Origin of the sequence: Vibrio methylphosphonaticus, from assembly GCF_023634655.1 — a bacterium.
Classification (GTDB): Bacteria; Pseudomonadota; Gammaproteobacteria; order Enterobacterales; family Vibrionaceae; genus Vibrio; species Vibrio methylphosphonaticus.
The window spans coordinates 19,098-42,793 of record NZ_JAMKMS010000028.1; the positions used below are offsets into that span (position 1 = coordinate 19,098).

Sequence of the window (23,696 nt, forward strand, 5' to 3'; positions counted from 1 at the left end):
ATGAACATCTTTCAACACTCACTCACCCGTGTTCGCTACGGCATGTCGGCAATGTCAGCGTTGCTCTTTATAACTGCAACCTTGTTTATCACCTTGCAAGGGTTTAACTGGGGGCTGGATTTTACTGGCGGCATCGTTGCAGAAGTTCGTCTTGATGAAGCGCTCAAACTAACCGACATTAAATCCTATCTTGAACAAGTTTTATTGCAAGATGTTCAAGTTGTCAGCTCCACAGAGCCTGGACGATGGATACTTCGCTATAACCAGCTGGGTGACCAAGCATTGGCGTTATCCCCTACTCTTGAATCCATCAGCCAACACGTAGAAGTGCTCAATAGCAGCATTGTTGGTCCGCAAGTGGGACAAGATATGGTTGAGCAAGGCGGCATTGCGATCCTAGCGTGCTTTGTCTTAACCATGTTATACCTGAGCTATCGATTTGAATGGCGACTCGCGTTGGGAGCGCTAGTGGCGTTGACCTATGACGTCGTTCTCGTATTAGGGCTTTTCGCCATAACTCAAATGGAGTTCAACCTAACGATTCTCGCCGCCGTGCTCGCAGTACTGGGATACTCGTTAAATGACTCAATCATCATTGCAGACCGAGCTCGTGAACTCTTTAAAGCCAAACCTAAAGCGTCCGCCAATACCCTGATTAATCAAGCCGTCACCGCTACGTTTTCAAGAACACTCGTCACTTCAGGCACCACGCTGGTCACAGTCTCCAGCCTATGGTTATTGGGTGGTCCCGCACTTGAAGGGTTTGCTATAGCGCTGTGCTTAGGGATTGCCAGTGGAACATGGTCATCCATTTCTATCGGCGTCACTTTGCCACAACTGATTGGTATTAGCCCTGCACACTATCGCGTCGCAAAACCCACACCTGAGGAGGTTTTGCCATGACACGATTGATCAAACAAGAATTTGTTTTTTTGCTAGGCCTACTCACGGTGGTACTGTTCCAATTTGGCGGAGCGGGCATACTTGAAACACAAATGCGATCGTCAATGGGGCTTTTACTCACCGCGGGGCTGTTTGTGGTGGTCATGGCGGCGATATTTGCCGTTGTGCGTCATTCAGATGCACTAGCGATCAAGCTTGGTGACCCTTATGGCACGCTAATTCTAACCATCTCCGTTATTTTGCTCGAAGTGGTGATGATTTCATCCGTCATGCTCACGGGAGACGCTAACCCAGTATTAGCACGTGACACTATGTTTGCGGTGATCATGACCGTATTGAATGGGCTCGTCGGGATAACGCTGTTAATCGGAGGGCTCAAATATCACACGCAGAAATATAACCTCGATGGCATAAAGTCGTACCTCGTTGCCATTGTTCCTCTAGCGCTGTTGTGTCTTGTGCTGCCAAACTTCACCAGCATTGATGAGCAGGGTTCGATGTCGACTACGCTCACCGTAACGTTGGTGCTGGTTTCCATCGTTTTATATGCGGTATTTTTATTCATACAAACCAGCAGCCACACGCACTTTTTTATGGATGAAGATCATCAAGATGAGCATGAATTCCATGGACCGCTAGGCAGCAATCTTTATCACTCGCTCATGCTCATTGGTTACCTACTAGTGGTGATTTTGCTTGCTAAGAGCTTAGCCATTCCTATTGATGGGACGGTCGGCTTACTTGGTGCTCCACCAGCGCTAGGAGGATTAATCGTTGCTATTTTGATCTTAGCGCCAGAAGCCGTCGGTGCGGCAAAAGCAGCACTGAATAATCAGCTACAGCGCGCTATGAATCTGTTCTTCGGTTCCGTGCTTGCGACCATCGCATTAACGGTGCCTGCGGTTTTACTTATTTCAGGAATTATCCACCAGCCAGTTCAATTAGGGCTCGCACCGGCCGAAATGGTCTTGCTCGCGACCACACTCGTGATGACAAGTGTTAGTTTTAGTAGCGGACGAACCAACTCCCTTAATGGGGTTGCGCACCTTGTCTTGTTTATTGCGTACATCATTTTGATGTTTGAGTAATACCACCCATCTACCTTGTGCTGCCTCAGCACAAGGTATTGCCTATTACGGAGGGACGTCCAATGTTAGACATATTTATTGCTATTTGGCACCACGATTTCGAGACGCTGCAGCAAGTCAGCTCATTAAACAGCTTTTTACTTCTACTGGCATTTATTCTGTTACTGGAATCCAGTTTTGTCTTCTTACCTCTACCCGGAGATAGTCTAGTGTTATTCATTGGAGGACTAGTGGGTCTGGGTATTGTGGAGTTTTACCCTGCCGCTGGCGCACTCTGTTTGGCGGCATCACTTGGTAGTATTAACGCCTATTTGCAAGGTAGAGTGCTCCACAAAACACGCTTAGTGCCCTTTCTAAATCGCGTGCTCCCCCATGATGCATTACCTAGAGCGAAAGAACTTCTGCATCACTATGGGTTTCTCTCCCTTTTTATTTCGCGTTTTATTCCTTTTGTCAGAGTCCTCACTCCAATGTTAATGGGCTTGTCTAAATTGAATGTCCTTCGGACAATCATTATCAGTATTAGCAGCTCTGTGATTTGGTGCCTAGTGCTAATGTTGTCAGGGAAGTGGCTAATGGTTCACCCTAGGTTGAGCAACTATCAAGAACTCATTTCCAAGGGTTTAGTCATCATGAGCCTCATGTTAGTCATGGCAGCCGTGATTGGACTCTTCTATCGTTACATGACATCAAAAAGTGAACATTTGAATCTCTAGACCGTCCTTTCATGAAACTCCAGACGCAAGGAGGGGGGTGACAATAGTAATATGCATACAACCCCCCCTCCCTTTTTGCGTTCATGTATGTTACGTCGCATTGCTGTAAAGCGCTGAATAATGAAATGGTCGCATTTATGTATGATTACTTATATCGACAAAACACCATAATCACTTCTATTCTCTTGCCTAATCAACATTAGGCAATTTTTTTAAACTAAACCCTTCGCCTTTTTATGCTTCAACATTCACTTTCGGCTTAGTTGATATCGTTAAAATATCGTCCAACTGGTCCTAAACAGTATTTAGTTATCAAATCTATCAATTATTACTAGGTTGATCACAAATTTTCACCAACACACCCCGTTACACGTGACAGCAGTCAAGCTACACATTCTTACAACTAGAAATAAAATATAAAATAATACAATACTATTGAATAACAATTTCAAGGGACGTGAAGAGAACTTATGATGCGAATAACTAAAGTAGCGGCGGCAGTAGCCATTTCAACGGGTCTATTAATGGGTTGTAATGGACCTGAAGTTATTAACGAGACCGAAACAGGAGGCGGAGGTGAAACCACTCCAGTTTCACCTTTAGTCGGTAGCAATTGGAGCTTTGGCGATACAAGTAATGTCGCCGCCACGGCAACTAGTACAGATTTACCTAATGTGTACGTCTTTGATGGTAATAATGTCCAAAAATACTACGATGATGACGCGACACCTGGCACGTACACTATTTATACAGATACCTACGTTGATGGGTTTGAAAACGATCCTCAAACTATCGATTTCGTCTACTACGACGCAAATGGCGCAAACGACATCACCGGAGCTACGTTTACCGTCACTGATGGTAATCTCGTCATTGATACGGCGAATTTTGATGAACTTTCTGCTGTCGAGTCCGCAGACACCGCCGTTGCCGATGCAATTAAAGCTGCGAATGCGTTAGCCGGCGATAACAACTCAGTTCAAATTTTAGATACGCTAACTACGGATACTGGTGAATTACGACTGAAGCTTTCTGATTCCGCTGTGAACGCTGCAGAAACAGCCATCACTTCCGGTAAACTGACTGTCGATTTCATTTACCAACTTGATGAAGATACTGAACAGGGTGCCAATGGCGAAGGTGATAACTCTTACATCTCATTCTACGCATCAGGCACATCGAAGGCTAACCTGCATGGCGAAATCATTTTAAGTGAAGGTAAAGTTCAATACCGTAATGCAAACGGCGATATCACTGAGGCAATAGGCGACGAATCTGGTATAGGAAGCTCGTTTACGCCAGGAGACAAGCTGGCCATCGAAGCAATGTGGGACAATGGTACGTTTACCTTTACCGTCAATGGCGAGAGCTTCACTGGCGAAGTAGCTGATAATACACCAGTTCAAGTGATCGCTTTACGATTAGGTGATAATGGCAACACCACGAACTATGAAGTTGTTGCTGACAACCTAAAAGTCTACTCAAATGATGTCGCAGCCGACACTTTGATATTCGAAGATGATTTCGAGAGTTATTCACCTGGACCAATCGGTAGTCCTTACAACAACAACACCTCAGAAGCAACGGTCATCAGCTCTGGTGGCGATACAACGGATCCGGTAGAGCCTGGAGATGTAACTGACGATTTCGAATCTTATACTGTGGGTGCTTTGATAAGTGATGCAAGCAGCGCTTGGACAACGGCCAACATCAAAGATGATGATGCTGGCACTACAACCGCTGAAGTTGCAGTTGACCCAACAGATAGCGCAGAGAAGTCTCTGTACCTAGAAGACAAAAACTCAGCGACTAAACCATTTGCGATGCGTGCATTTACTGCTCCAGCAGCAGCAGGTTCCGTCTCTGTTGACGCTTACTTCCCGTCGACTAACACCAAGTCAACATACATAAACATCGGTGATGGTAAAAACAACTCAGACCGTTACTTCGAGCTAAACCAGTCGGGCACCAATCTGAAGTATGAAGCAGGCGACAACGATGTGACGATTGCATCGGGGATCGAACTCGATACGTGGCACTCGCTTACCATTTCATGGACAGATGCTGGTCTAGTCTCTGTAACAATGAATGGTCAGCAAATTGCGACAGATGTAGCACAGTCATCTACTGGTCTAGACTCATCTATCGTACCTTCACAGCTAACACTATACACAGGTGACAACGGAAGTATTGTGAACACCGCTTACTTCGACAATGTCGATTCGGACTTGTTCTAATTTCCACCCCGGTGACTAAATAAAGCTCGGCCTTTTGGTCGAGCTTTTTCATTCTATTTAAGTAAGGACGCCCTCGATGGTATTTAAAGCTATTAAATTTTCATTCCTCGCTGCGGCATTGACCACACCATCCTTGACCACCGCGGTCGAAATAAAGCCTGCCACGGGCGAGCAAATCGCTCCAGTAAACTACACTCAGTTTCAGCACATTCTCAGCGAGTCAAAACTCCAAATATCTGACCCCGCAGGCAAAGCTGGTAACAAAAAAGACATCGCGCTGGATAGCGATTTTACCGGTATCGTGAACGAAAACTTTTATGTCGATAAAGGTTCTGAAGCCTTTGTTTTCAAAATGAGTGGATTTAAAAAACGCAACGAGTTGCGCGTATTACAAAACTTCAAATCCAACGACTCTAATACGTTCTATCGCCTTAGTGCTGAACTCATGCCTATTCATCCTCGCGAAGCGGTGAAAAACAGCGAGAAAAAGCGTGACGAAATGACGTTCTTGCAAGTACACAATAAAGGCACGTATGACGACGGAAATCACGGCACAGGTTACATTCCTCACCCACTGCTTCGAGTCGTTTACGACGCAGACCGCCAAGGCAAACAAGACCACTATTGGGCAGTAATTAAAAACAACGCTGTTGATTGTGGTTCAAAAAGTGGCAATAAAGGTAGCGCAGAATGTAAGAATGCCTATCTTCGTGTTGATCTTGGCCCTATAAAACAAAATATGCCTACACATTTTGACATCATTGTCGGCGACCAGAAGTTGGTCATCAATGTTGACGGTGAAAACAAACTCGATCATGACATTACTTATTGGAAACACATGCTGAGTTACTTCAAAGCCGGAATCTATAACCAGTTTAAACATGGTACCGGAGAAGTGCACTTCTATAGCCTTGATTATGCTATCGATAAGAAGTAAGCATTGTTGTTTTAGGGCACTGTAGGGTGCCTTTTTTTATTTGGATTTGAGTGACGATTATGAGCCGTAAACCGTTAATTATTCAAACTGCCATTGTTATCTATTCTTCCCTATTGTTGTCTGCCTGTGGTGGAAGCTCACCATCTGATGCATACCATCCTCCTCTTGACGATTCTGGTCAATACTATGTAATCAGCAGTGCATCACTCAATTCTGACGGAGCAGGTGGCGTCGAAACTTACCAACTCATTGAAAGTATTCTGGGGCAGGGTTCAATTGAAGCACCCGACCTCTATGGTGACGCCAATCATGACACGATAAAACATATCACCGAAGACCATGATTCAATGGTCGGCAACTATTTTCGTTTTGTCATTCATCGTGACCACGACAAGGACCGTGATAAAGACTATACCGATAGGCAACGTAACGAAATTAAAGTCTATGACAAGTCAGTGGATTCACTAAAAGGCTTTAAAGATAAAACATTTGAGTATCGCTGGAAATTTCGAGTAGGAGAGACTCTGGCTGTCACCAACCACTTTAACCATTTATTTCAATTAAAAGCGGTGACTGACAATGGTGATCCAGTCAGTCAGCCACTGGTTACAATTACCGCCAATACCAAAAGTGGCGTGAGCGGATTAGAAGTTCGACATGTAGATTCCGCAGATAACAAAACCATGTTACTGCATACTTCCCAGCAAAATATTGATTGGGCAACACAGATACAGGGCCAATGGTTAGAGGTTTTAGTACGCACAACCTACAGCGAAACAGGCGCACTATATTTGTCCGTCACACCAGTCGGCGAACAAAGTCCGCTATTTGCAATCAGCCAAGATAACCTTGAAATGTGGCGCTCGGGTGCAAACTCAAGCCAAGGCAATTTTGTTCGCCCTAAATGGGGGATCTACCGTTCATTAAAGGATAAAGACGCCCTTAACGAAGAAGAAGATGAAGTCTGGTTTGCTGACTTTTCAATTAAAGAAGTCGAAAAAATATCCGAGTAGCCGTTTGCATATCGCGCTCCAGAGCGTAACAACAACGAATAAGCCGATCAGAGCCAAGACTCTGATCGGTTGTTTATAACGCCCATGCTAACACCTGCCAGTGCTCTCGATTACTTAACGCTCTTAATTTGGGGCAAGGATTAACCAGATAGACGTAATTAGCGTGCTCACACAATGGCAGATCATTAATCGAATCGGTAAAAAAATGCGTGGTGTGATAAACGCGATTTTCATTTTTTAGCCATTGCTGTAAACGAGTCACCTTACCTTCACGATAAGTAGCAATACCATCGATTTCAGCGGTATAAGTGCTGTTGTCTTCAACTAAATCAATTCCCATAGCAACATCAATCCCGATGCGTTGGGCAATAGCTTTAACAAGAAAACTGACCGATGCGGAGATCATTACCGTGTCAACCTCATCATGTTTTAGGCTAACCAGTAACGCCTTTGCCTGTGGATACAAGCGAGGCATAATCTTTTCATCGATACATTGCTCGACCCAACATGCAATATCTTGTTTTGGAACTCCTTTAAGCGGCGACATAGAGAAAGTCAAATACTCCTCCATTGCCAAGTCGCCTTGAGCATATAACGCCATTAAGCGCGCATCTTCTTCAAGAAAGCCTGGTGTTGTCGCTACCCCTTTCTCTACCAGAAATTCATTCCATAATACTGCACAGTCGGCGTCAAAAAGCGTTTCGTCCATATCAAAAACATAGAGGTCTTGAAGCATTAGCGGTTCCATTGTCGTCCAGCGAATACGATATCGTTAACGATTTTGCATTAACGATTTACGGTCAAATTTCGCATCATGCTAAGCACCGATTATGACAACTTGATGTTATAGCATGGGATAGAAACAGAAACGAAAGACAAGACACGCAATGCGATCGTCAAATCACAGAAATCGCTTCTTAAACTGAGAAGGAGAGATACCTTGTAAGCGTGAGAACGCATGAGTGAAAGTACTTTGGCCAGAAAACCCCGTTAACTCGGCAACCTGACCTAAATTCAAATGCCCTTGCTCAATGAGCCGTTTGGCTGCATCAACCCGTTTATTCAAGACATATTGATGGGGCGTAATCCCAATCTGCTCTTTAAATAGCATGTGGAATTGGCTTTCCCCCAAAAAGACACTACTTGCTAACTGCGATACCGATATTTTGTGGGAAAGATGCAGATCGATATAGCGGTCTATCTGTTCAAGATCAAAACGAGAATCTCGTAACGACGTTTTAAATGCAGAGATATGACGTTGGAGTAGTGCAACAACCGTATCATTGCAAGCACGGCTCAATAGCAGATCATCAGGACTACTCTTCATTTCAGCGACCAATAGCTGTATCAGTTTTTGGATCTGTGTATCGAGCTGGAAATACGTTTTTTCTTTTGATAACTCATTGATACGATGTAGTAATACTGGATCGCTGTCATTAGGAATAGGTAAGTTCAGCACCAAAATATCGGGTTGATCAACGACACCACCGAAAGCATGATCAAGGCCTGATGTGACAACACACCCCTGACCAGGTCCGACTAAGTTACCTACACCGCCAACCTCAAACTCTGCCTGACCTTTTAAACCAATCACGACTTGTGAATAGTGGTGATCATGAGAGTCCATATGAGAAGGCAAACGGACTATTTCAGCCGGTTTTGGGGAAGCATGATCATGGGATAAGTGTGATTTATTGGGCATGGTTCAAGGCGCTATTCATCGCGAGGAAGAAAACGAGAGTATAGCGATTTCACTCGATTTTGGAAAAGGTATTCATGATCGAATAAGTAAATTGGTCACCGCATACCCTAGATTCAAGCGGTTATTGCAGAAAACAAAAGATCCTCACTTGATCAAGCTTCCGGAACCATGATCATGAAGCAATAAGTTACGGTGGTTGTAATTTGAACTATTTCACGATTTTGATATAAAAAAGCCGCAATAATTGCGGCTAGATATCAATTCCGTTAGGTCAAAAGTCGCTATCGTTACTTGTTAGAAGTATGAACATAGGGTACCAAAACCACGCAGACCGGCGCTAACTGGAGCCTTAAGACTGAGTAGCAAATATTAAGGTGCTAGACGCTCAATATCCCACTGGCCCACACCATCTTCTGTAAATAAAAAGCGATCATGTAAGCGGTTTTCTCCGCCCTGCCAGAACTCTATCGATTCAGGTCGAATTCGATAACCTCCCCAGAATGATGGGACCGGAATTTCACCTTTTTCAAATTTTTTCTTTAACTCGAGGTATTTTCCTTCAAGGACACCACGAGCAGAAATTCGGCTACTTTGCTTGCTGGCAATGGCAGCAAGTTGACTCTCTTTAGGACGCGAAGAAAAATATTTCATATTTTCTAGGGTACTCAGCTTTTCAGCTACACCAGTTATGTGCACCTGACGCTCTAAAGGATGCCACGGAAAATGCAAACTGACTTTCGCATTAGCTGTAATCTGCTGTGCTTTGCGGCTACCCAAGTTGGTATAAAAAACAAAGCCATTTTTATCCACATTTTTGAGCAATACAATACGCTGAAATGGTTGGCCGGTTTCATCAACCGTTGCCACTGTCATCGCCGTCGGATCCGTTAACTTAGCTTCAACAGCCTGCTCTAACCATGCGTTAAATTGTTCGATAGGATCTGCGAGTAAATCCTGACGACGTAACCCACCCTTTGAATATTCACGGCGGATATCTTCGAGTTCCATAACCATTCCTCAACGTTTTTTTGAATTTTGCGCTTATCACCAGCAGAAAACAACCCTATATGCGACAACTCATCATCGATTTTTGCTGGATATCTTCTAGTTTATCCTTATCCGTCATTAGAACGGGATGAAACAGACAATATTTCGATATATCATTACTTTGCATTCACAAAAGTAGTACTAAACTCTAGTATGTAGACTAGTTTAATTAGAAGGCTAATTAAATGACACTCAATAACGCTCATCGTTATTGCAAAGTGGATCGAGTCTTCAGTGTACGCCAGTTACAATTTTACAACAGTAGTAATAGTATTAAACCATCGGATAACGTCATCTGATATCAATCGCGGATAGGACATGAACAAAAACGAATACAATAAAGTTTCTGACGCCGAAATCGACTACATAGACGATAAAACCGCCGCGCTACTTCTCAATACCCCCACCAGCGCACGGATCATGCTGTGGGTCGTTGTACTGTTTTTCATTTGTGCTGGTGTTTGGGCATCTTGGGCTGAAATAGATAAAGTAACCGTGGGTCAAGGCAAAGTGATCCCATCATCTCAGATTCAAGTCATCCAAAATTTGGAAGGCGGATTGGTTAAACAAATCTTAGTCAAAGAAGGGGATACAGTAACAGAAGGTCAACAGCTTCTACTGATTGATGATACCCGCTTCCGCTCTGACTTTAGAGAGCGCGAACAGCAGGTCTTGAATCTAACCGCCAATGTGCTTCAGCTATCCGCCTCATTAACCAGTGTCGTCATCAACGAAGACGTCGATAACAAAAACTGGCAGCAATCTGTCACGTTAGAAACAGATAAACTGGCGTTCCCACAGACTTTCGAAGCCGACTACCCTCAACTTGCCAGTCGTCAGCGAGCGGAATACCGACAAGATCTCAATGAATTGCGCAACCAACTTTCCGTTCTTGACTACCAGGTTCGCCAAAAACAACAAGACTTGGTCGAAATACAAGCTCGAGTTCGTAACCTCAGGCAAGGCTACAATCTCGCAAGGGATGAACTAAACATTACTAAACCTTTAGCTGATGAAGGGGTCGTTCCTAAAATTGAGTTACTCAAATTACAACGTCAAGTGAACGATACGCGACGAGAACTGACCTCGACAGAACTCAAAGTACCCGCCCTCAAATCCGCAATTCAAGAGTCTATGCTCAGCCGAATCGACATCGCTCAACAGTTTCGTTCTGAACAGCAAGAAAAGCTCAATCAAGCGCAAGATAAGCTCTCATCAATGACCGAATCGGCGGTTGGCCTAGAAGATAGAGTAAACCGTACCAATGTTGTTTCTCCGGTCAACGGCACCGTTAAGACGCTTAATGTCAATACCGTTGGTGGAGTCATTCAACCCGGTATGGATTTGGTTGAAATCGTCCCGACCGAAGACACCCTATTGGTTGAGGCGAAAATCGCGCCTCAGGACATAGCATTTTTACGTCCCGATTTGCATGCCGTTGTAAAATTCAGCGCTTATGACTTTACCAAGTATGGCGGTCTCGATGGGGTACTTGAACACATTAGTGCTGACACCACACAAGATGAAGAAGGGAACAGTTTCTATATTGTTAGAGTAAGAACCGAAATCACAAATTTTGGGCAAGGTGAAGAGCTACCTATTATTCCGGGGATGACGGCATCTGTTGACATTATTACAGGGAAACGAACGGTTCTCGATTATTTATTAAAACCGTTAATCAGTGCCCAGAACAACGCACTTAAAGAGTAAAGCGGACGGTGTTATTGGATAAGCGGACAGGACGTCTGCCAATCAAAATCAAGCACTGCCTTCTCAGTATCGCAGTGGCAACGGGGCTATTACTTACCGGTCATTCCGATGCCTATACCAAACAAGAACAAACTTGGATCAACACGGTGTCAAGCATCTATGGCGAAAGAGCTGGCAAACGTGTCGAAACATGGCGAAAAACCCTTGCTCAGTTACAAGGACAATCCGAGCAAAAGCAGTTGGCGGGAATTAATCAGTTTTTCAATCAATTGAATTTTGTTGACGACATTCATTTATGGGGAAAAAAGGACTATTGGGCGACACCTTTGGAGTTTTTAGGGAGCAATGCTGGTGATTGTGAAGACTTTACCATTGCAAAGTATTTTTCATTATTGGAGCTCGGTATTTCCGACAAAAAGCTCCGACTGGTTTATGTTAAAGCCATTGAGCTAAATCAGTTCCATATGGTTCTTGCCTACTATGAAACGCCGCGCTCTCAACCATTAATTTTAGACAATTTAATTGGTGAGATTAAGCCCGCCTCAAAACGAAATGATCTGCTTCCGATATACAGCTTTAACGGTCGAAATCTTTGGGTGATGAAAACCACACAAGGGAAATTGGCTGGCAAGTCGTCGAGACTGAAATTATGGAATGATTTGCGCTCTAGGGAGCGCTCATTGAAGTTAAGGAAACCCAAGGTAAATTACGACGAGTAAACAATTATGACACTATACAGACAGCTAGTGGTTAGCATGATAGCGGTATTTATTCTGCTCTTAACGTCGGTGTTTATCATCGAGTTTAACACCACAAAAAACTTCCTTGAGCAGCAGCAACGTTCAGAAGTACACAATACTATCAATACCGTTGGCTTAGCACTGGCTCCGTATTTGAAATCGCAAGATACTGTTGCCGTCGAGTCCGTAATCAACGCCCTATTTGATGGCAGTACCTACTCGACCGTTCGTTTAGTTTTCTTAGAAAATGAGCAAGAAATCGTTCGCAGCTACCCAGTTAAACCCAACAATGTCCCCGAATGGTTTACAAATTTAGGGATATTTAAGCCCATTGATGATTCTAGAGTTGTCACAAGCGGCTGGTTGCAACTCGCAGAAGTGGAAATAATCAGTCATCCCGGTAACGCCTACGCCGAACTTTGGGGGGCGCTAAAACACCTCGTCATTGCTTTCATTGTTATTTTTGTCTTAGGTATTATGACGATCGCCTTCATCTTGCGACGAGCGCTAACACCTTTAAGGGCGATTATTCAAAAAATGGAGCAAGTTGCCCACAAACAATTTGGTGACCCTTTGAAGCGTCCTCGCACCAAGGACCTAATTGCTGTAGTCGATGGCATTAACAGTATGTCAGCGCACGTAGAAGAATCATTTAAACAGCAAGCCAAAGAAGCGCAAAAACTCCGAGAGCGCGCCTATATGGACCCGGTATCACAGTTAGGCAACCGAGCTTTTTATATGGGCCAGCTTAACCAGTGGCTCTCTGAATCTTCTCTCGGTGGCGTTGCGATTCTGCACGCGGAGTTTATTAAACGAACCTATAAAGCGGAAGGCTATGAAGCAGGTGATGGCCAAGTAAAAGAACTTGCCGATTTATTATCTCTGAGTATTAATATTCCCAACGCCGTGATCGCGCGGATATCTACTGATGAATTTGGTTTTGTCTTCCCAAATATTGATGAGAGTGAGCTCCAATTAGTCGCCAGTAACATTATAAGTTGCGTTCAAGACTTGAACTCAGATCCTACCGGGCTGAGTAAAGCAAAATCAGCACTGGGCGTTGTCTTTAACGAAGAACGTAAAAATTCAACACAATTGCTGTCCGTATTAGACAATGCGTTAACAAAAGCCAAAGCCGACCCAGCTTTAGATTATGGCTATGTCACCAATGAAACAACGGGGACGATTCTAGGTAAGCAGCAATGGCGCAATATGGTTGAAGAAGCCATCAGCAACGACTGGGTCACATTCCGTTTTCAGGCTGCAAATAGTAGCTGGGGTGAGACCTATCATAGAGAAGTCTTTTCTGCGATTGAAAAAGATGGCGAGCGATATACAGCAAATCAATACCTACTTGCTCTAGAACAATTGAATGCCAGCTACATTTTTGATGAACATGTCATTATTTCGGTCATCGAGAAGTTAGAGAAACAAGAGATGTCGGATCCTATCGCCATCAACATCGCCCCAACCAGTATTGCCGAGCCTAGCTTTATACGTTGGATATCTCAAACGCTTGCTAAGCATCGTGACATTAATGAAAAGCTGCATTTTGAAATCCCAGAAACGTGTTTCATCAATAACCCACATCACACCGCGTTATTCTGTAATGCGCTACGTAATGAAGGGGCTAAATTTGGTGTCGATAACTATGGTCGAAATTTCCATTCATTAGAATATATCAGTGAGTTTAGACCTGATTACGTCAAACTAGACTACCTCTATACACATCAATTGGATGACGAAAAACAGAAATTCACGCTCACGTCAATTTCTCGAACCGCACACAATTTAGGTATAAAAACTATCGCCTCTCGAGTGGAAACACAGACTCAGTTAGATTTCCTATCTGAGCATTTTGTGGATGTATTCCAAGGCTTTATCGTCGATAAATAACAAGGTGCCGATAGCATGAAAGACCCAATACTGAATTCGCTGATCTACATCAGCCGATACTATGGGCTTGCCAACTCTCCCGAAGCGCTGGTGAATGGCTTACCACTGTCAGAAGGTAAATTAACGCCATTCCTACTTCCTAGAGCCGCCGAGCGAGCAGGGCTAGTCGCGAAGGAAAATCGATCAACACTCGACGGTATTCCGTCCATTGTCTTTCCCGTCATTCTATTACTGAAAGGCGGTGATGCCTGCGTCTTAAACAGCATCGATTCTGAGAACAACGAAGCAGAAGTGATCACGCTCGAATCAGGGTTAGTACCAATATCTGTCCCTTTGGACGATCTTATTGAACAATTTATCGGTCGATACTTTCTGGTAAAAAAACAGTTTCGCTACGACGAACGCTCGCCAGAAGTACTCAAAACCCGCGAAGGACACTGGTTCTGGGGCACGATTTGGGAATCAAAACATATCTATCGAGATGTCTTACTGGCATCACTCGTTATCAACATATTTGCGGTTGCCGCGCCTCTTTTTACCCGTCTAGTTTATGACAAAGTTGTGCCTAACCTTGCTTTTGAAACCTTGTGGGTACTCGCAGCCGGGATTTTTATCGTCTTTGGTTTTGATCTTGTACTCAAACTAATGCGCAGCTATTTTATTGATGTCGCAGGGAAAAAATCCGACATTCTTATTTCGTCAAAGCTCTTTAGCAAGGTGATGGGAATACGAATGGAGTCGCGACCGCCATCTGTTGGGGCTTTTGCTCGTCATCTACAAGAATTCGAATCCATCCGAGAGTTCTTCACCTCAGCAACCATCGCATCTCTGATTGATCTGCCCTTTGCGCTGCTGTTTTTAGTCCTCATTTGGTTAATGGCTGGCAACTTGGTGATCATTCCCATCATTGGCGTCGTCATTTTGATTATTTACTCTTTGCTTATTCAAGCGCCTCTGCGACGAGCGATTGAAGAAGGCTCACGCCTTGCTTCGCAAAAATACGCTAACCTTATTGAAAGCTTAGCAGGCTTAGAAACCGTGAAAATTTTTGGCGCTCAAAGCCAGTATCAATACCGCTGGGAAGAAGCCGTCGCGCACATGGCCAACTGGAATATTAAAAGTAAACGTATCACTGATGGTATTCAAAATACCGCAGGGTTTGTGCAGCAGTCGAGCAACGTTGGTATGGTCATTCTTGGTGTCTACCTTATTTCAGATGGCGAGCTCACGATGGGGGGCCTAATCGCTGCCACCATGCTGAGTAGCCGTGCCATCGGTCCTTTGGTTCAGCTTTCATTGCTTTCTACTCGCTACAATCAAGCGAAGTCTTCAATGACCATCATTGAGCAAGTCATGGCAATGCCCGATGAACAAGAAGAAGGCAAGCGCTATATCCACCGCCCAATTATTCATGGAAAAATCGAGCTAGATAGAGTGACATTCCACTACCCTGACTCACCTATGGCGTCTATTCGAGATTTAAGCCTCACAATAGAGCCTGGCGAAAAAGTGGCAATCATTGGTCGTATTGGTTCAGGTAAAACAACGCTTGAACGCTTGATTATGGGGCTATATCAGCCAACAGAGGGGCATGTACGAATTGATGATACAGACATCGCTCAGCTTCACCATGTGGACGTGAGGCGCAATATTGGCTGTGTCCCTCAAGACTGTAATTTATTCTTTGGTTCTATTCGTGACAATATCACTCTAGGGCGTCCGCTGGTGGACGACAGAGACGTGATGGACGCCGCAAACCGAGCGGGTGTCACCGTATTCACTCAGCAAGACCCTGCTGGCTTAGAACGCCAAGTTGGCGAAGGCGGTCTATTGCTGTCTGGAGGACAACGACAAGCCGTCGCCATTTCACGCGCGTTCCTTGCTCGTCCTCCTATTTTGATTATGGATGAACCTACCAGTGCGATGGATAACCGTTCTGAACTGCATATTAAAACGCAACTAAAACAGCTAAAACCCACAGAAACTCTCGTGCTGATTACTCATAAAACGTCAATGCTTGATGTCGTTGATCGAGTCATTGTTATGGAAAAAGGCGCCATTATTGCTGATGGACCAAAAGCACAAGTCCTCAACGATTTGAGGCAGGGCAAGGTCAAAGCAGCAAGTTAAGTAGCGGGTCCGATTTGGACATAAAAAGCCCCCCAATAATTGGTGTCCAACTATTGGGGGGCTTTTTATTTACTGCGGCTTTTACTTGCGCTTATATCGAGCTAAATAAAACCGTTATCATGACTAAAATGTCTGCGTTAAGTGTCGTGGATAATCACAATATTACTCAAGATACTGTTATCTACTCCCGTCACGCCTTCAAGCTCGATAGTGACGGTTTTTCCATTACCTTTATCAATATTAATCAAGGTATTGCCGTCCTCTTCCGTCACCGCGATGGTGTTATTATCAAGCAGACTTTGTAGTGTATCGTCATCATCAAACAAGTCGATAAAGTCAATGACATCGCGATTTCCATCGTCTTGCGAGAAGTCAGTAATCACGTCATGGCTGCCGTCTAAATCAGACTCCGTCCATTTGAAAGTATCATCACCTAAACCACCTGTTAGCACATTTGAACCCTGACCTCCGATAATCAGATCATCACCGTCAGTGCCAGTAATCACTGTCACCCCACTGCCTCCTTGTACGGCATAATCGACGCTTTCAGCATCGGAAGCATTACCGTTTGGAACAATGTTGACATTAACGGTAGCGGTTTCTACGCTTGCTAAACCTTGGGAATCAACCGCACTGTATTCAAATTGGTCGGTAATTTCGGCATCCACGACGTCAATAGACTGCAATACAAACCCCGCTTTTTTACCGTTATCGTCAACGGCAACAATTCGCATTTCATCAAAACCTTGCTCTGAAGACACTGAAATCGTAGCTTGATGATCGACTATCGTATCATTGTTCAACTGCACAGGAGTATTGCTGATTAAATCGCCTCCTGCATAAAGGTAGACAAATATATTCGATTGCCCTCCCCCATTCGCGCTGGCACTAAATTGCCCCGTGAGACTACCTACACCCACCAAGGTTCGAGTCATTAAACCTGCAGTAAACTTGATCGACATGTACTCTTTAGCCTGCGCTTCCGTTTCTTTTCCTTGACCATTTTCGTCAGCACGCTTGGTGTAGTAACCTCGCTGCTTAGCAGCGCCAGCACCATCAAATGCGATGCTTTCAAGTTCACTATTTACATGAGGTTGTGCCCCCCCATAAGTACCACCACTAATCGCTAGACCTTGTTCAAGCAACACATTCAAATCTGATTCATATTGCGCTGTCGTCGCGTCAAAACCGACATCAATGTCGTAGTACACATCGATGCTGTCTTCCACCAAATCCCCGTTATCTAAATCGAAACGATCGCCAGAACCACTCAAGAAATAAAGCTGTCCAAATTCCGGTTCACCTTCAATCTTAACGAAGGTTTGCTTGTTGTCGCTCGCATCATCTTCAAGGTCTGTCACCAACTCTGAAAAATTGAGTGGGATCGTGTCATCTGCAGCGAAAAACTCTACGTCTGTCACTGTGGGCTCTGTATTAGGAACGGCATTCGGGTTCGGTACAACAGTCAGGTTAATGACTTCTGACACCGTGAAATCCGTCGCGGGGTGAGTGTTGTCATTCTCTGACGATGTCGCTTCAATGGTAACCGTATACACGTCTGCATCATTAACTAAGACCTGCAGAGCCTCCAAGTTTTGCCATAAGGTAACATCGGCTTCGAGTGATGATCCCACCTCTAGTGTTTGAATACCGTTGGTCACAATAGAGCCTTCTGGTAGCCCTTTTAATACCAAGTTTAATGACTCTGAACCATCTAAGTCAGTCAAAAAAGCTGTGATGTCGCTGAGATCAATATAGCTATCTTCGTAGCCATAGTTGGTTCGAGTACTAAGGGAGATGTTGTCTAATAATGCCCCGTAACTATCAACCTGGTCGGATTCAAATAACAGGCGATAACTACCCGATTCTGGTGTCTGAAACACAATACTTTCTGAATTCCAGGCTCTATCAACGCTATCATCAAATTCGTACAACTCACTGCGGACATTTTGCTCATCCACCAAGAAAACTTTCACCGGTGAACCATTGACTCGCCTTGCTGCAATATCAAAAGTTAGGTTATAAAATGCGCCGGCTTGGCCTTCAAAATCCGTGAACAGCGAGTCATCTGTATTTCGTCGACCTTCAATTTCAAAAATCTGATTGTCTTTATCTTGTGACTGGTTGCCTAGATACACCCCCTCTCGTCCAACCTCACTTACAGAGCTTGAATTCTCTGTTCCCCAAATGCCAGTTGAGCCATTATTGTTTAGCTCAGCATCGGAGACATTTCCACGCCACGACTGTCCGCCTAAATGGACATTTTCAAAATCGATTGAGGCTAACATCACGTCACCGGATACACTCAACACTGGGGTATCGGAGACGGGTCTCACCGTCACTTCTAATGCCGTTTGTTCGATCAACTGATCGCTAGAATCAAGCGCGTTGACCTGAAGGGTAAAGTCAACATCACTATTTGGTTCCGGTTGAATGGATAACTGCGCTAGCTGAAGTTCATTGAGTGTGACCGCATTATCTACAACGGCGACCTCATTTACACCAACGTAAATTTTCGCTCCATTCGGAATACTACTAATCTCTACTTTAGTTGCATCGCTGGCGGCAGGTAGATCAATTGTCAACGGGATCTGATTGTCTTCATCGCCACTAGCAGGCTCGACCAACAGATCCAATACACTCGCCATTTCAATGGTTGAAGTAGCGGTATTAGACGGTTGACTGAGTTCATCAAACGTCGTGATCTCAATAACTCTACTCGTTAGATCAGGGGTTTGACTGTCATTCTCAAATTGTATGAGTTTTAGCGCAGCTTCATAATCATCAGCGCTTGCATTGCCATACAAAGATATTTTAATCGCGCCAGAGTTTAATGTTTCGCTAGAATAAGCAATGCCGCTTAGCAATGGATTGCCTAGCGCTGCTACACTAAAGCTATCCGCTGTCTGAGGGTTAGTTAGGGTTACCTCCGCCATGGATATGATGTTATTTTCGTCAAAAACATCAACATCGCTATCAACCACGCCAATAGCGCTGTCTCCCTCAGTAAACAAAGAAGCAAAGCTCGTTCCTGCTTCACTGGCATCAAGATCTAGCGTCGGTGCTGCGTTATTAACACGCTCATCGACTATGGTAACAACAGATTGTTCGCTTAACCCACCATCAGAATCTACCGCTTGATAAGTGAAACTGTCGTTCAAAGCGGTTTCTAAATATCTTAGCTCCCAGTTACCTGGACCATCCGTCCCTAAACTGACACCAGTGATTAGCACGCCATCTTCAACGTCCAAATTATCGACAGAAAAACTCAACTCATGAAATAACTCATTATTACCTGATGTGTCTTTTTGTACATCAGGCGTATAGTCCACGGTAGAGCCATCACTCAGCATCACTTTGATCGTTACTGCTGATTCATTGCTATTGCCAAGACCACTATAAAAATAGCCGCCCATACCATCCAAGCCAAGATCAACATGAGTCGCAGGTCGGTCAGCGAAGCCGATAGAAAGCTGCTCACCCTCATTAATGCCCTGACCACCACCGATACCAATCCCGTGACCCACATGACTATCTTGCACGTCACCTCGATATTGCGTGAGGGTACCGCGATTGCTGCTAATAGTAACCGCATCACCATTTTCTAACTCGAGGGCGCGGTTTTTGCCGTCTACCTCATCGCCCCAGTTATAAAACGCCTCTTGAGTACTCTCTAAATCACTGTCTGTCGGAATAGCTTTAGTACCTAAAACAAACCCTTGTGCATTTTCACTTGCTTGGTAAGTAATCTTTGTCGGATCAAAAGTGTCACCGTTGTTTACTTGGGCTTGAGTGATCTCTACCCCGTCATGGAAAAGCGTACCACCGATAGGAAGTTCGGTAATTTTGACAGCAACTTGCTCGTCGTTGATGTCGTCTTCAATATCTGAAATATGATCGCTACCCTCTCCATCAATCGAGCCTGTCCCTGTATCAAAGCTCACCGCTACGGACTCGTTACCAGAAATGCTAAAGCTAAAATCTTCCGATTCTGGAGGCGAGTTGACGGAGATAACATCAATCGTTGAGGTCGCAACATTAGAGGCTAAATCTTGATCATCAAACACTGTCACTTTAATCTCGCGAGACTCTGTATTTGGGTCTTGACTGTCATTTTGAAATTCGAGCTGTTTAAGCGCAGCCTCATACACATCCGCACTCGCTTCACCAGTGATAGTCAGTAGTAATGCCCCACCAACTGTACTGGTTGTTAGGCTAAGCCCTGCTGGTAACACACCATTTAACGATAACGAATCATTGGTTTGTGGGTTTGTAAGTCTAATTTCAGCTTTGCTGATGACATCAATATCGTCAGTGATAACCATATCGCTATCAACGACCATAATTGGCGCATCTCCTTCGATAAAGCTAGCACTATACCCAGAGCCATTTTCGCTGCCATCTAAATCTAAGATTGGTGCATTATTATCATTATCTCCACTTGGCCCACCATCAATTTCACCATCATCAGAAATCGTAGCATCAGCGGTCACGCCAATTACACCATTGGTAGTCAGCCCTGCTGGCTCGGTGATTTTCAGTGTAAAGTCTTCATCTTGCTCGTAGTGTTCATCATCGAAAATACCAACATGAATATCAATGTTTGTTACGCCTACAGGGATGTCGATTTCACCGTTAACAATGGTAAGGGGTACATCGGTACTACCATTGTTATAACTGGCCGTTGTGCTACTAAAGTCATCGCTGTCAGTATCGGTATCAACACGCGTAAGCGCCACCGTTAACGGCACATCTGAAGCGTGGCTCAATTCAAGTTCGAACCCGATACTACCCGCATCTTCACTGACTTCACCACCACCAGATAAAGACAACGAAATTGGGTCATTATCAATGATACTGCCCGTCGCGGCTTGACCATCAATAAGTAGAGTAAAGCTTTCATCGCCTTCATAGCGATCATCGTCAATCGTAGGCAGTGAAATACTAAATTCACTGACTCCCTCTGGCACTTCAAGCTCGCCCGAGATTGCGTTATAACTCACTCCATCGCTGAAAGTCATAGTAGAAAGGTCAACATCGTTTACAGAAGCGGTGTCACCATTAGTACCAAACTCAACGTCAAAGAACGTTTTAACGTTAGTGGTTCCATCTAAAGTAACCAAATACGACAAACTTTCGCCTTCCAAAGCGCTATCATCCCCAAGACTAAACGCAACGCTGCTAAGATTCACAGGCGCAGGGTTAACCAGTACGTTGACCGTTGCGCTATCAAAGCCACCTTTGTCATCGGTAATTTGATATTGGAATTCAGTGCGTCCAGAAAAGTCTTCTGGGAGATCGAAGATAACATTGCCACCTTCAATTCGAGCGTCCCCTTCCGTCTCACCAAAGACATACGTAATACGTACATCGTCACCATTGATGTCACTATCATTCGCTAGAATTTCAGATAATGGGATAACGACGGGCTCATCATGTTCAAATACATAAGCCCCCGCCCCAACAACTTGAATACCTTGCAAAAAGTAATCGGAAGAATCGTTACCTCGAGCGGGACCGTCGGTAAAATCAACCGACTCAAAAACAAGACGATCAAAGGCTGCGCCATTGGTTTCTATCTCGAAACTGCCCTTATGACCAGAGTCATTATTAAAATGATCACTTGCGACAAGGGTATTCCCTAAATATGCCGACCATTTGCCTTGTTCATGATTACCAGAGCCTCCTTCGTTAGCAAAAAGATTGGTGACAGAAAAAGCCCCATCAACCGCTGGCTCTTTTAGCGTAATAACCAGCTGTTCAGACTCGCCTTCATCTCGATTATATTGAATTTGAGATTCAGGACCCGCATTAACGGTCCCATCAGGAATACCAATTCGATCAGAACCATCAATCTTGTAGCTAACCGTTTCACCATCATACTGAGCAACAATACTTTCAACGTCACTCCAGCCTTGATCGCCGCCCCCCATATCCCCTTGAATTAGGGTGTAGCTTTCCGGATCATCAACCGCATCAGGGTTCGCATTCATGTTTTGATCGGTAATCGTTACCGTCGACTCTTGGCTGTAAGCACCATCAGAATCCAACGCTTTATAATCAAACGAATCTTCTAGATTTGTTTCTAAATAGCGCAGTTCCCAATTACCATTCCCCTCAGTACCAACGGTAACAGCTTCAATTAATAAGCCTTCAGCCCCTGGGATATCTGCAATAGAAATGTTCAAATCAACGTCTAAATCCGCATTCCCTGACGAGCTTTTCTGGTAAGGGTCAAGTTCAACAATGGACCCATCACTCAAAGTAACCGAAATGAGCGCGGAAGATTCATTGCTGTTGTTTAAGTTCTCATCAAAGAAACCACCTAAACCATCAAGCCCCAGAGCGATAGAGCTTGCAGGGCGATCTGAAAAATCTATGGTGATAGTTTCCCCTTGGTTGATGCCTTTGCCACCGCCAACACCCAATCCAAAGCCAACATGATTCGTATCAGGATCCCCTCGATATTGCGTTAAATTCCCCCCAGAACTAGTGATCGTAATGGTGTCATTACCTACAGTCAGCACGCGTTCCGATGAAGAATTGCCAGGTTCACCCCAGTTCAAGAAATCACTTTGACTACTCTCTTCTTCCACCAACCCTTGAGGGGTTTTGATCCCTAGAATAAATCCTTGAGCGTTCTCATCAGGAAGGTATGAAATATTGTTTGGATCAAAGGCCGTTCCTTCCACTGAGCCCTCAATATGAAGATCAGCCTCGACAATTTCCCGTACACTACCCCCATCGTTGTAGAGCAAAGTACCACCGACAGGAAGCTCGGTGATCACAACCGACAGTGTTTTGTCATCCGCAGTACTGCGATCATCTTCGATATCAGAGATATGATCCGATCCAGCGCCTTCTATCGAACCTTCCCCAGTATCAAAATAAACAGGGGTTGCCGCACCATTAGTCACAGTAATGGCGAAATCTTCAGATTCTGGATCATCGTTCAAGCCATGAACAGTTATAGATATCGTTTTTGGCTCACTTTGGCTCCCTTCGTTATCAACCGCATAGTAAGTAAATTCTACAACTTCTGACTCACCGCTAGTTAAGCCTTGGAAATCTTCACCCGGATCGAAACTGTATGAGCCATCCGAGTTAAACGTTAGGCTGCCTTTGTCTGCTGGGACATCGTCTTGCAATGCGTAAGAGGCGATCACCCCATCCACATCAGACGCGTCAGGCACGCTACGTGAAATCGAGGTGTCTTCATCAGTTACCTCATCGGCAGGCAACGCGACGGGCTTGTCATTAATGCCGGTCACCGTGATGGTGATGGTTTGAGGCGCGCTCGCTAAGCCTTCATCGTCCAAGGCGATGTAAGTGAAGGTGACATTTTCCGATTCACCATTGCTGAGCCCTTGGAAATCTTCACCCGGATCGAAACTGTATGAGCCATCCGAGTTAAACGTTAGGCTACCTTTGTCTGCTGGGACATCGTCTTGCAGTGCGTAAGACGCGATCACGCCATCCACGTCAGACGCGTCAGGCACGCTACGTGAAATCGACGTATCTTCATCCGTCATTTCGTCGGCAGGCAATGCCACAGGCTTATCATTAATGCCCGTCAC

At 44.6% G+C, this 23,696-nt stretch carries 14 protein-coding genes; 10 read left to right on the plus strand and 4 right to left on the minus strand.

What is annotated here, in order from left to right; genetic code table 11:
• From secF to M9196_RS21595, 6 genes are all read left to right on the plus strand, one after another.
• Entirely contained in the window at positions 1–903 is a 903-nt protein-coding gene (gene secF / locus M9196_RS21570) for a protein translocase subunit SecF (RefSeq protein WP_250619565.1), read from the plus strand.
• Positions 900–1,991: a calcium:proton antiporter gene (locus M9196_RS21575; protein ID WP_250619566.1), complete on the plus strand. Its 1,092-nt coding sequence runs from the start codon at positions 900–902 to the stop codon at positions 1,989–1,991. The genes secF and M9196_RS21575 overlap by 4 nt, the downstream gene beginning before the upstream one ends.
• A 62-nt stretch (positions 1,992–2,053) precedes the next feature.
• Entirely contained in the window at positions 2,054–2,707 is a 654-nt protein-coding gene (locus M9196_RS21580) for a DedA family protein (RefSeq protein WP_250619567.1), read from the plus strand.
• Positions 2,708–3,177: 470 nt separating this feature from the next.
• A complete protein-coding gene (locus tag M9196_RS21585; protein ID WP_250619568.1) occupies positions 3,178–4,944 on the plus strand; it encodes a hypothetical protein in 1,767 nt (588 codons plus the stop codon).
• A gap of 76 nt (positions 4,945–5,020) precedes the next feature.
• On the plus strand, positions 5,021–5,881 hold the full coding sequence (locus M9196_RS21590; protein WP_250619569.1) for a polysaccharide lyase family 7 protein: 861 nt from the start codon (positions 5,021–5,023) through the stop codon (positions 5,879–5,881).
• A gap of 59 nt (positions 5,882–5,940) precedes the next feature.
• Positions 5,941–6,894, plus strand: coding sequence for a hypothetical protein (locus M9196_RS21595; RefSeq protein WP_250619570.1), 954 nt, complete (start codon positions 5,941–5,943; stop codon positions 6,892–6,894).
• A 73-nt stretch (positions 6,895–6,967) separates the two neighbouring features.
• Here M9196_RS21595 and M9196_RS21600 read toward each other — a convergent pair whose 3' ends face one another.
• The 3 genes from M9196_RS21600 to pdxH form a co-directional block, all read right to left on the minus strand.
• On the minus strand, positions 6,968–7,630 hold the full coding sequence (locus M9196_RS21600) for an HAD family hydrolase (protein ID WP_250619571.1): 663 nt from the start codon (positions 7,628–7,630) through the stop codon (positions 6,968–6,970).
• A gap of 165 nt (positions 7,631–7,795) precedes the next feature.
• Positions 7,796–8,596 carry an AraC family transcriptional regulator gene (locus M9196_RS21605; protein WP_250619572.1) on the minus strand — a complete coding sequence of 267 codons (801 nt, stop codon included), beginning with the start codon at positions 8,594–8,596 and terminating at the stop codon, positions 7,796–7,798.
• Positions 8,597–8,965: 369 nt separating this feature from the next.
• On the minus strand, positions 8,966–9,604 hold the full coding sequence (gene pdxH, locus M9196_RS21610) for a pyridoxamine 5'-phosphate oxidase (RefSeq protein ID WP_250619573.1): 639 nt from the start codon (positions 9,602–9,604) through the stop codon (positions 8,966–8,968).
• Positions 9,605–9,961: 357 nt separating this feature from the next.
• Here pdxH and M9196_RS21615 point away from each other — a divergent pair, with 357 nt between their 5' ends.
• From M9196_RS21615 to M9196_RS21630, 4 genes are all read left to right on the plus strand, one after another.
• Positions 9,962–11,353: an HlyD family type I secretion periplasmic adaptor subunit gene (locus M9196_RS21615; protein ID WP_250619574.1), complete on the plus strand. Its 1,392-nt coding sequence runs from the start codon at positions 9,962–9,964 to the stop codon at positions 11,351–11,353.
• A 68-nt stretch (positions 11,354–11,421) separates the two neighbouring features.
• The gene (locus M9196_RS21620; protein ID WP_250619579.1) at positions 11,422–12,072 is read left to right on the plus strand and encodes a transglutaminase-like cysteine peptidase; all 651 of its coding nucleotides are present in this window, start codon (positions 11,422–11,424) and stop codon (positions 12,070–12,072) included.
• Between the two features lie 6 nt (positions 12,073–12,078).
• Positions 12,079–13,989, plus strand: a complete 1,911-nt coding sequence (locus M9196_RS21625; RefSeq protein ID WP_250619575.1) for a bifunctional diguanylate cyclase/phosphodiesterase — start codon at positions 12,079–12,081, stop codon at positions 13,987–13,989.
• Between the two features lie 15 nt (positions 13,990–14,004).
• Entirely contained in the window at positions 14,005–16,119 is a 2,115-nt protein-coding gene (locus M9196_RS21630) for a type I secretion system permease/ATPase (protein ID WP_250619576.1), read from the plus strand.
• Between the two features lie 137 nt (positions 16,120–16,256).
• Here the strand turns inward: M9196_RS21630 and M9196_RS21635 are convergent, their stop codons facing one another.
• Positions 16,257–23,696 carry a tandem-95 repeat protein gene (locus tag M9196_RS21635; RefSeq protein WP_319946378.1) on the minus strand — a complete coding sequence of 2,480 codons (7,440 nt, stop codon included), beginning with the start codon at positions 23,694–23,696 and terminating at the stop codon, positions 16,257–16,259.

What these genes read in the sequence shown, in the direction of transcription:
- M9196_RS21630 (WP_250619576.1), top strand. Translation starts at nt 14,005, where the DNA reads ATGAAAGACCCAATACTGAATTCGCTGATCTACATCAGCCGATACTAT.
- secF (WP_250619565.1), top strand. Translation starts at nt 1, where the DNA reads ATGAACATCTTTCAACACTCACTCACCCGTGTTCGCTACGGCATGTCG.
- M9196_RS21575 (WP_250619566.1), top strand. Translation starts at nt 900, where the DNA reads ATGACACGATTGATCAAACAAGAATTTGTTTTTTTGCTAGGCCTACTC.
- M9196_RS21615 (WP_250619574.1), top strand. Translation starts at nt 9,962, where the DNA reads ATGAACAAAAACGAATACAATAAAGTTTCTGACGCCGAAATCGACTAC.
- M9196_RS21580 (WP_250619567.1), top strand. Translation starts at nt 2,054, where the DNA reads ATGTTAGACATATTTATTGCTATTTGGCACCACGATTTCGAGACGCTG.
- M9196_RS21590 (WP_250619569.1), top strand. Translation starts at nt 5,021, where the DNA reads ATGGTATTTAAAGCTATTAAATTTTCATTCCTCGCTGCGGCATTGACC.
- pdxH (WP_250619573.1), bottom strand. Translation starts at nt 9,604, where the DNA reads ATGGAACTCGAAGATATCCGCCGTGAATATTCAAAGGGTGGGTTACGT.
- M9196_RS21625 (WP_250619575.1), top strand. Translation starts at nt 12,079, where the DNA reads ATGACACTATACAGACAGCTAGTGGTTAGCATGATAGCGGTATTTATT.
- M9196_RS21605 (WP_250619572.1), bottom strand. Translation starts at nt 8,596, where the DNA reads ATGCCCAATAAATCACACTTATCCCATGATCATGCTTCCCCAAAACCG.
- M9196_RS21585 (WP_250619568.1), top strand. Translation starts at nt 3,178, where the DNA reads ATGATGCGAATAACTAAAGTAGCGGCGGCAGTAGCCATTTCAACGGGT.
- M9196_RS21600 (WP_250619571.1), bottom strand. Translation starts at nt 7,630, where the DNA reads ATGCTTCAAGACCTCTATGTTTTTGATATGGACGAAACGCTTTTTGAC.
- M9196_RS21595 (WP_250619570.1), top strand. Translation starts at nt 5,941, where the DNA reads ATGAGCCGTAAACCGTTAATTATTCAAACTGCCATTGTTATCTATTCT.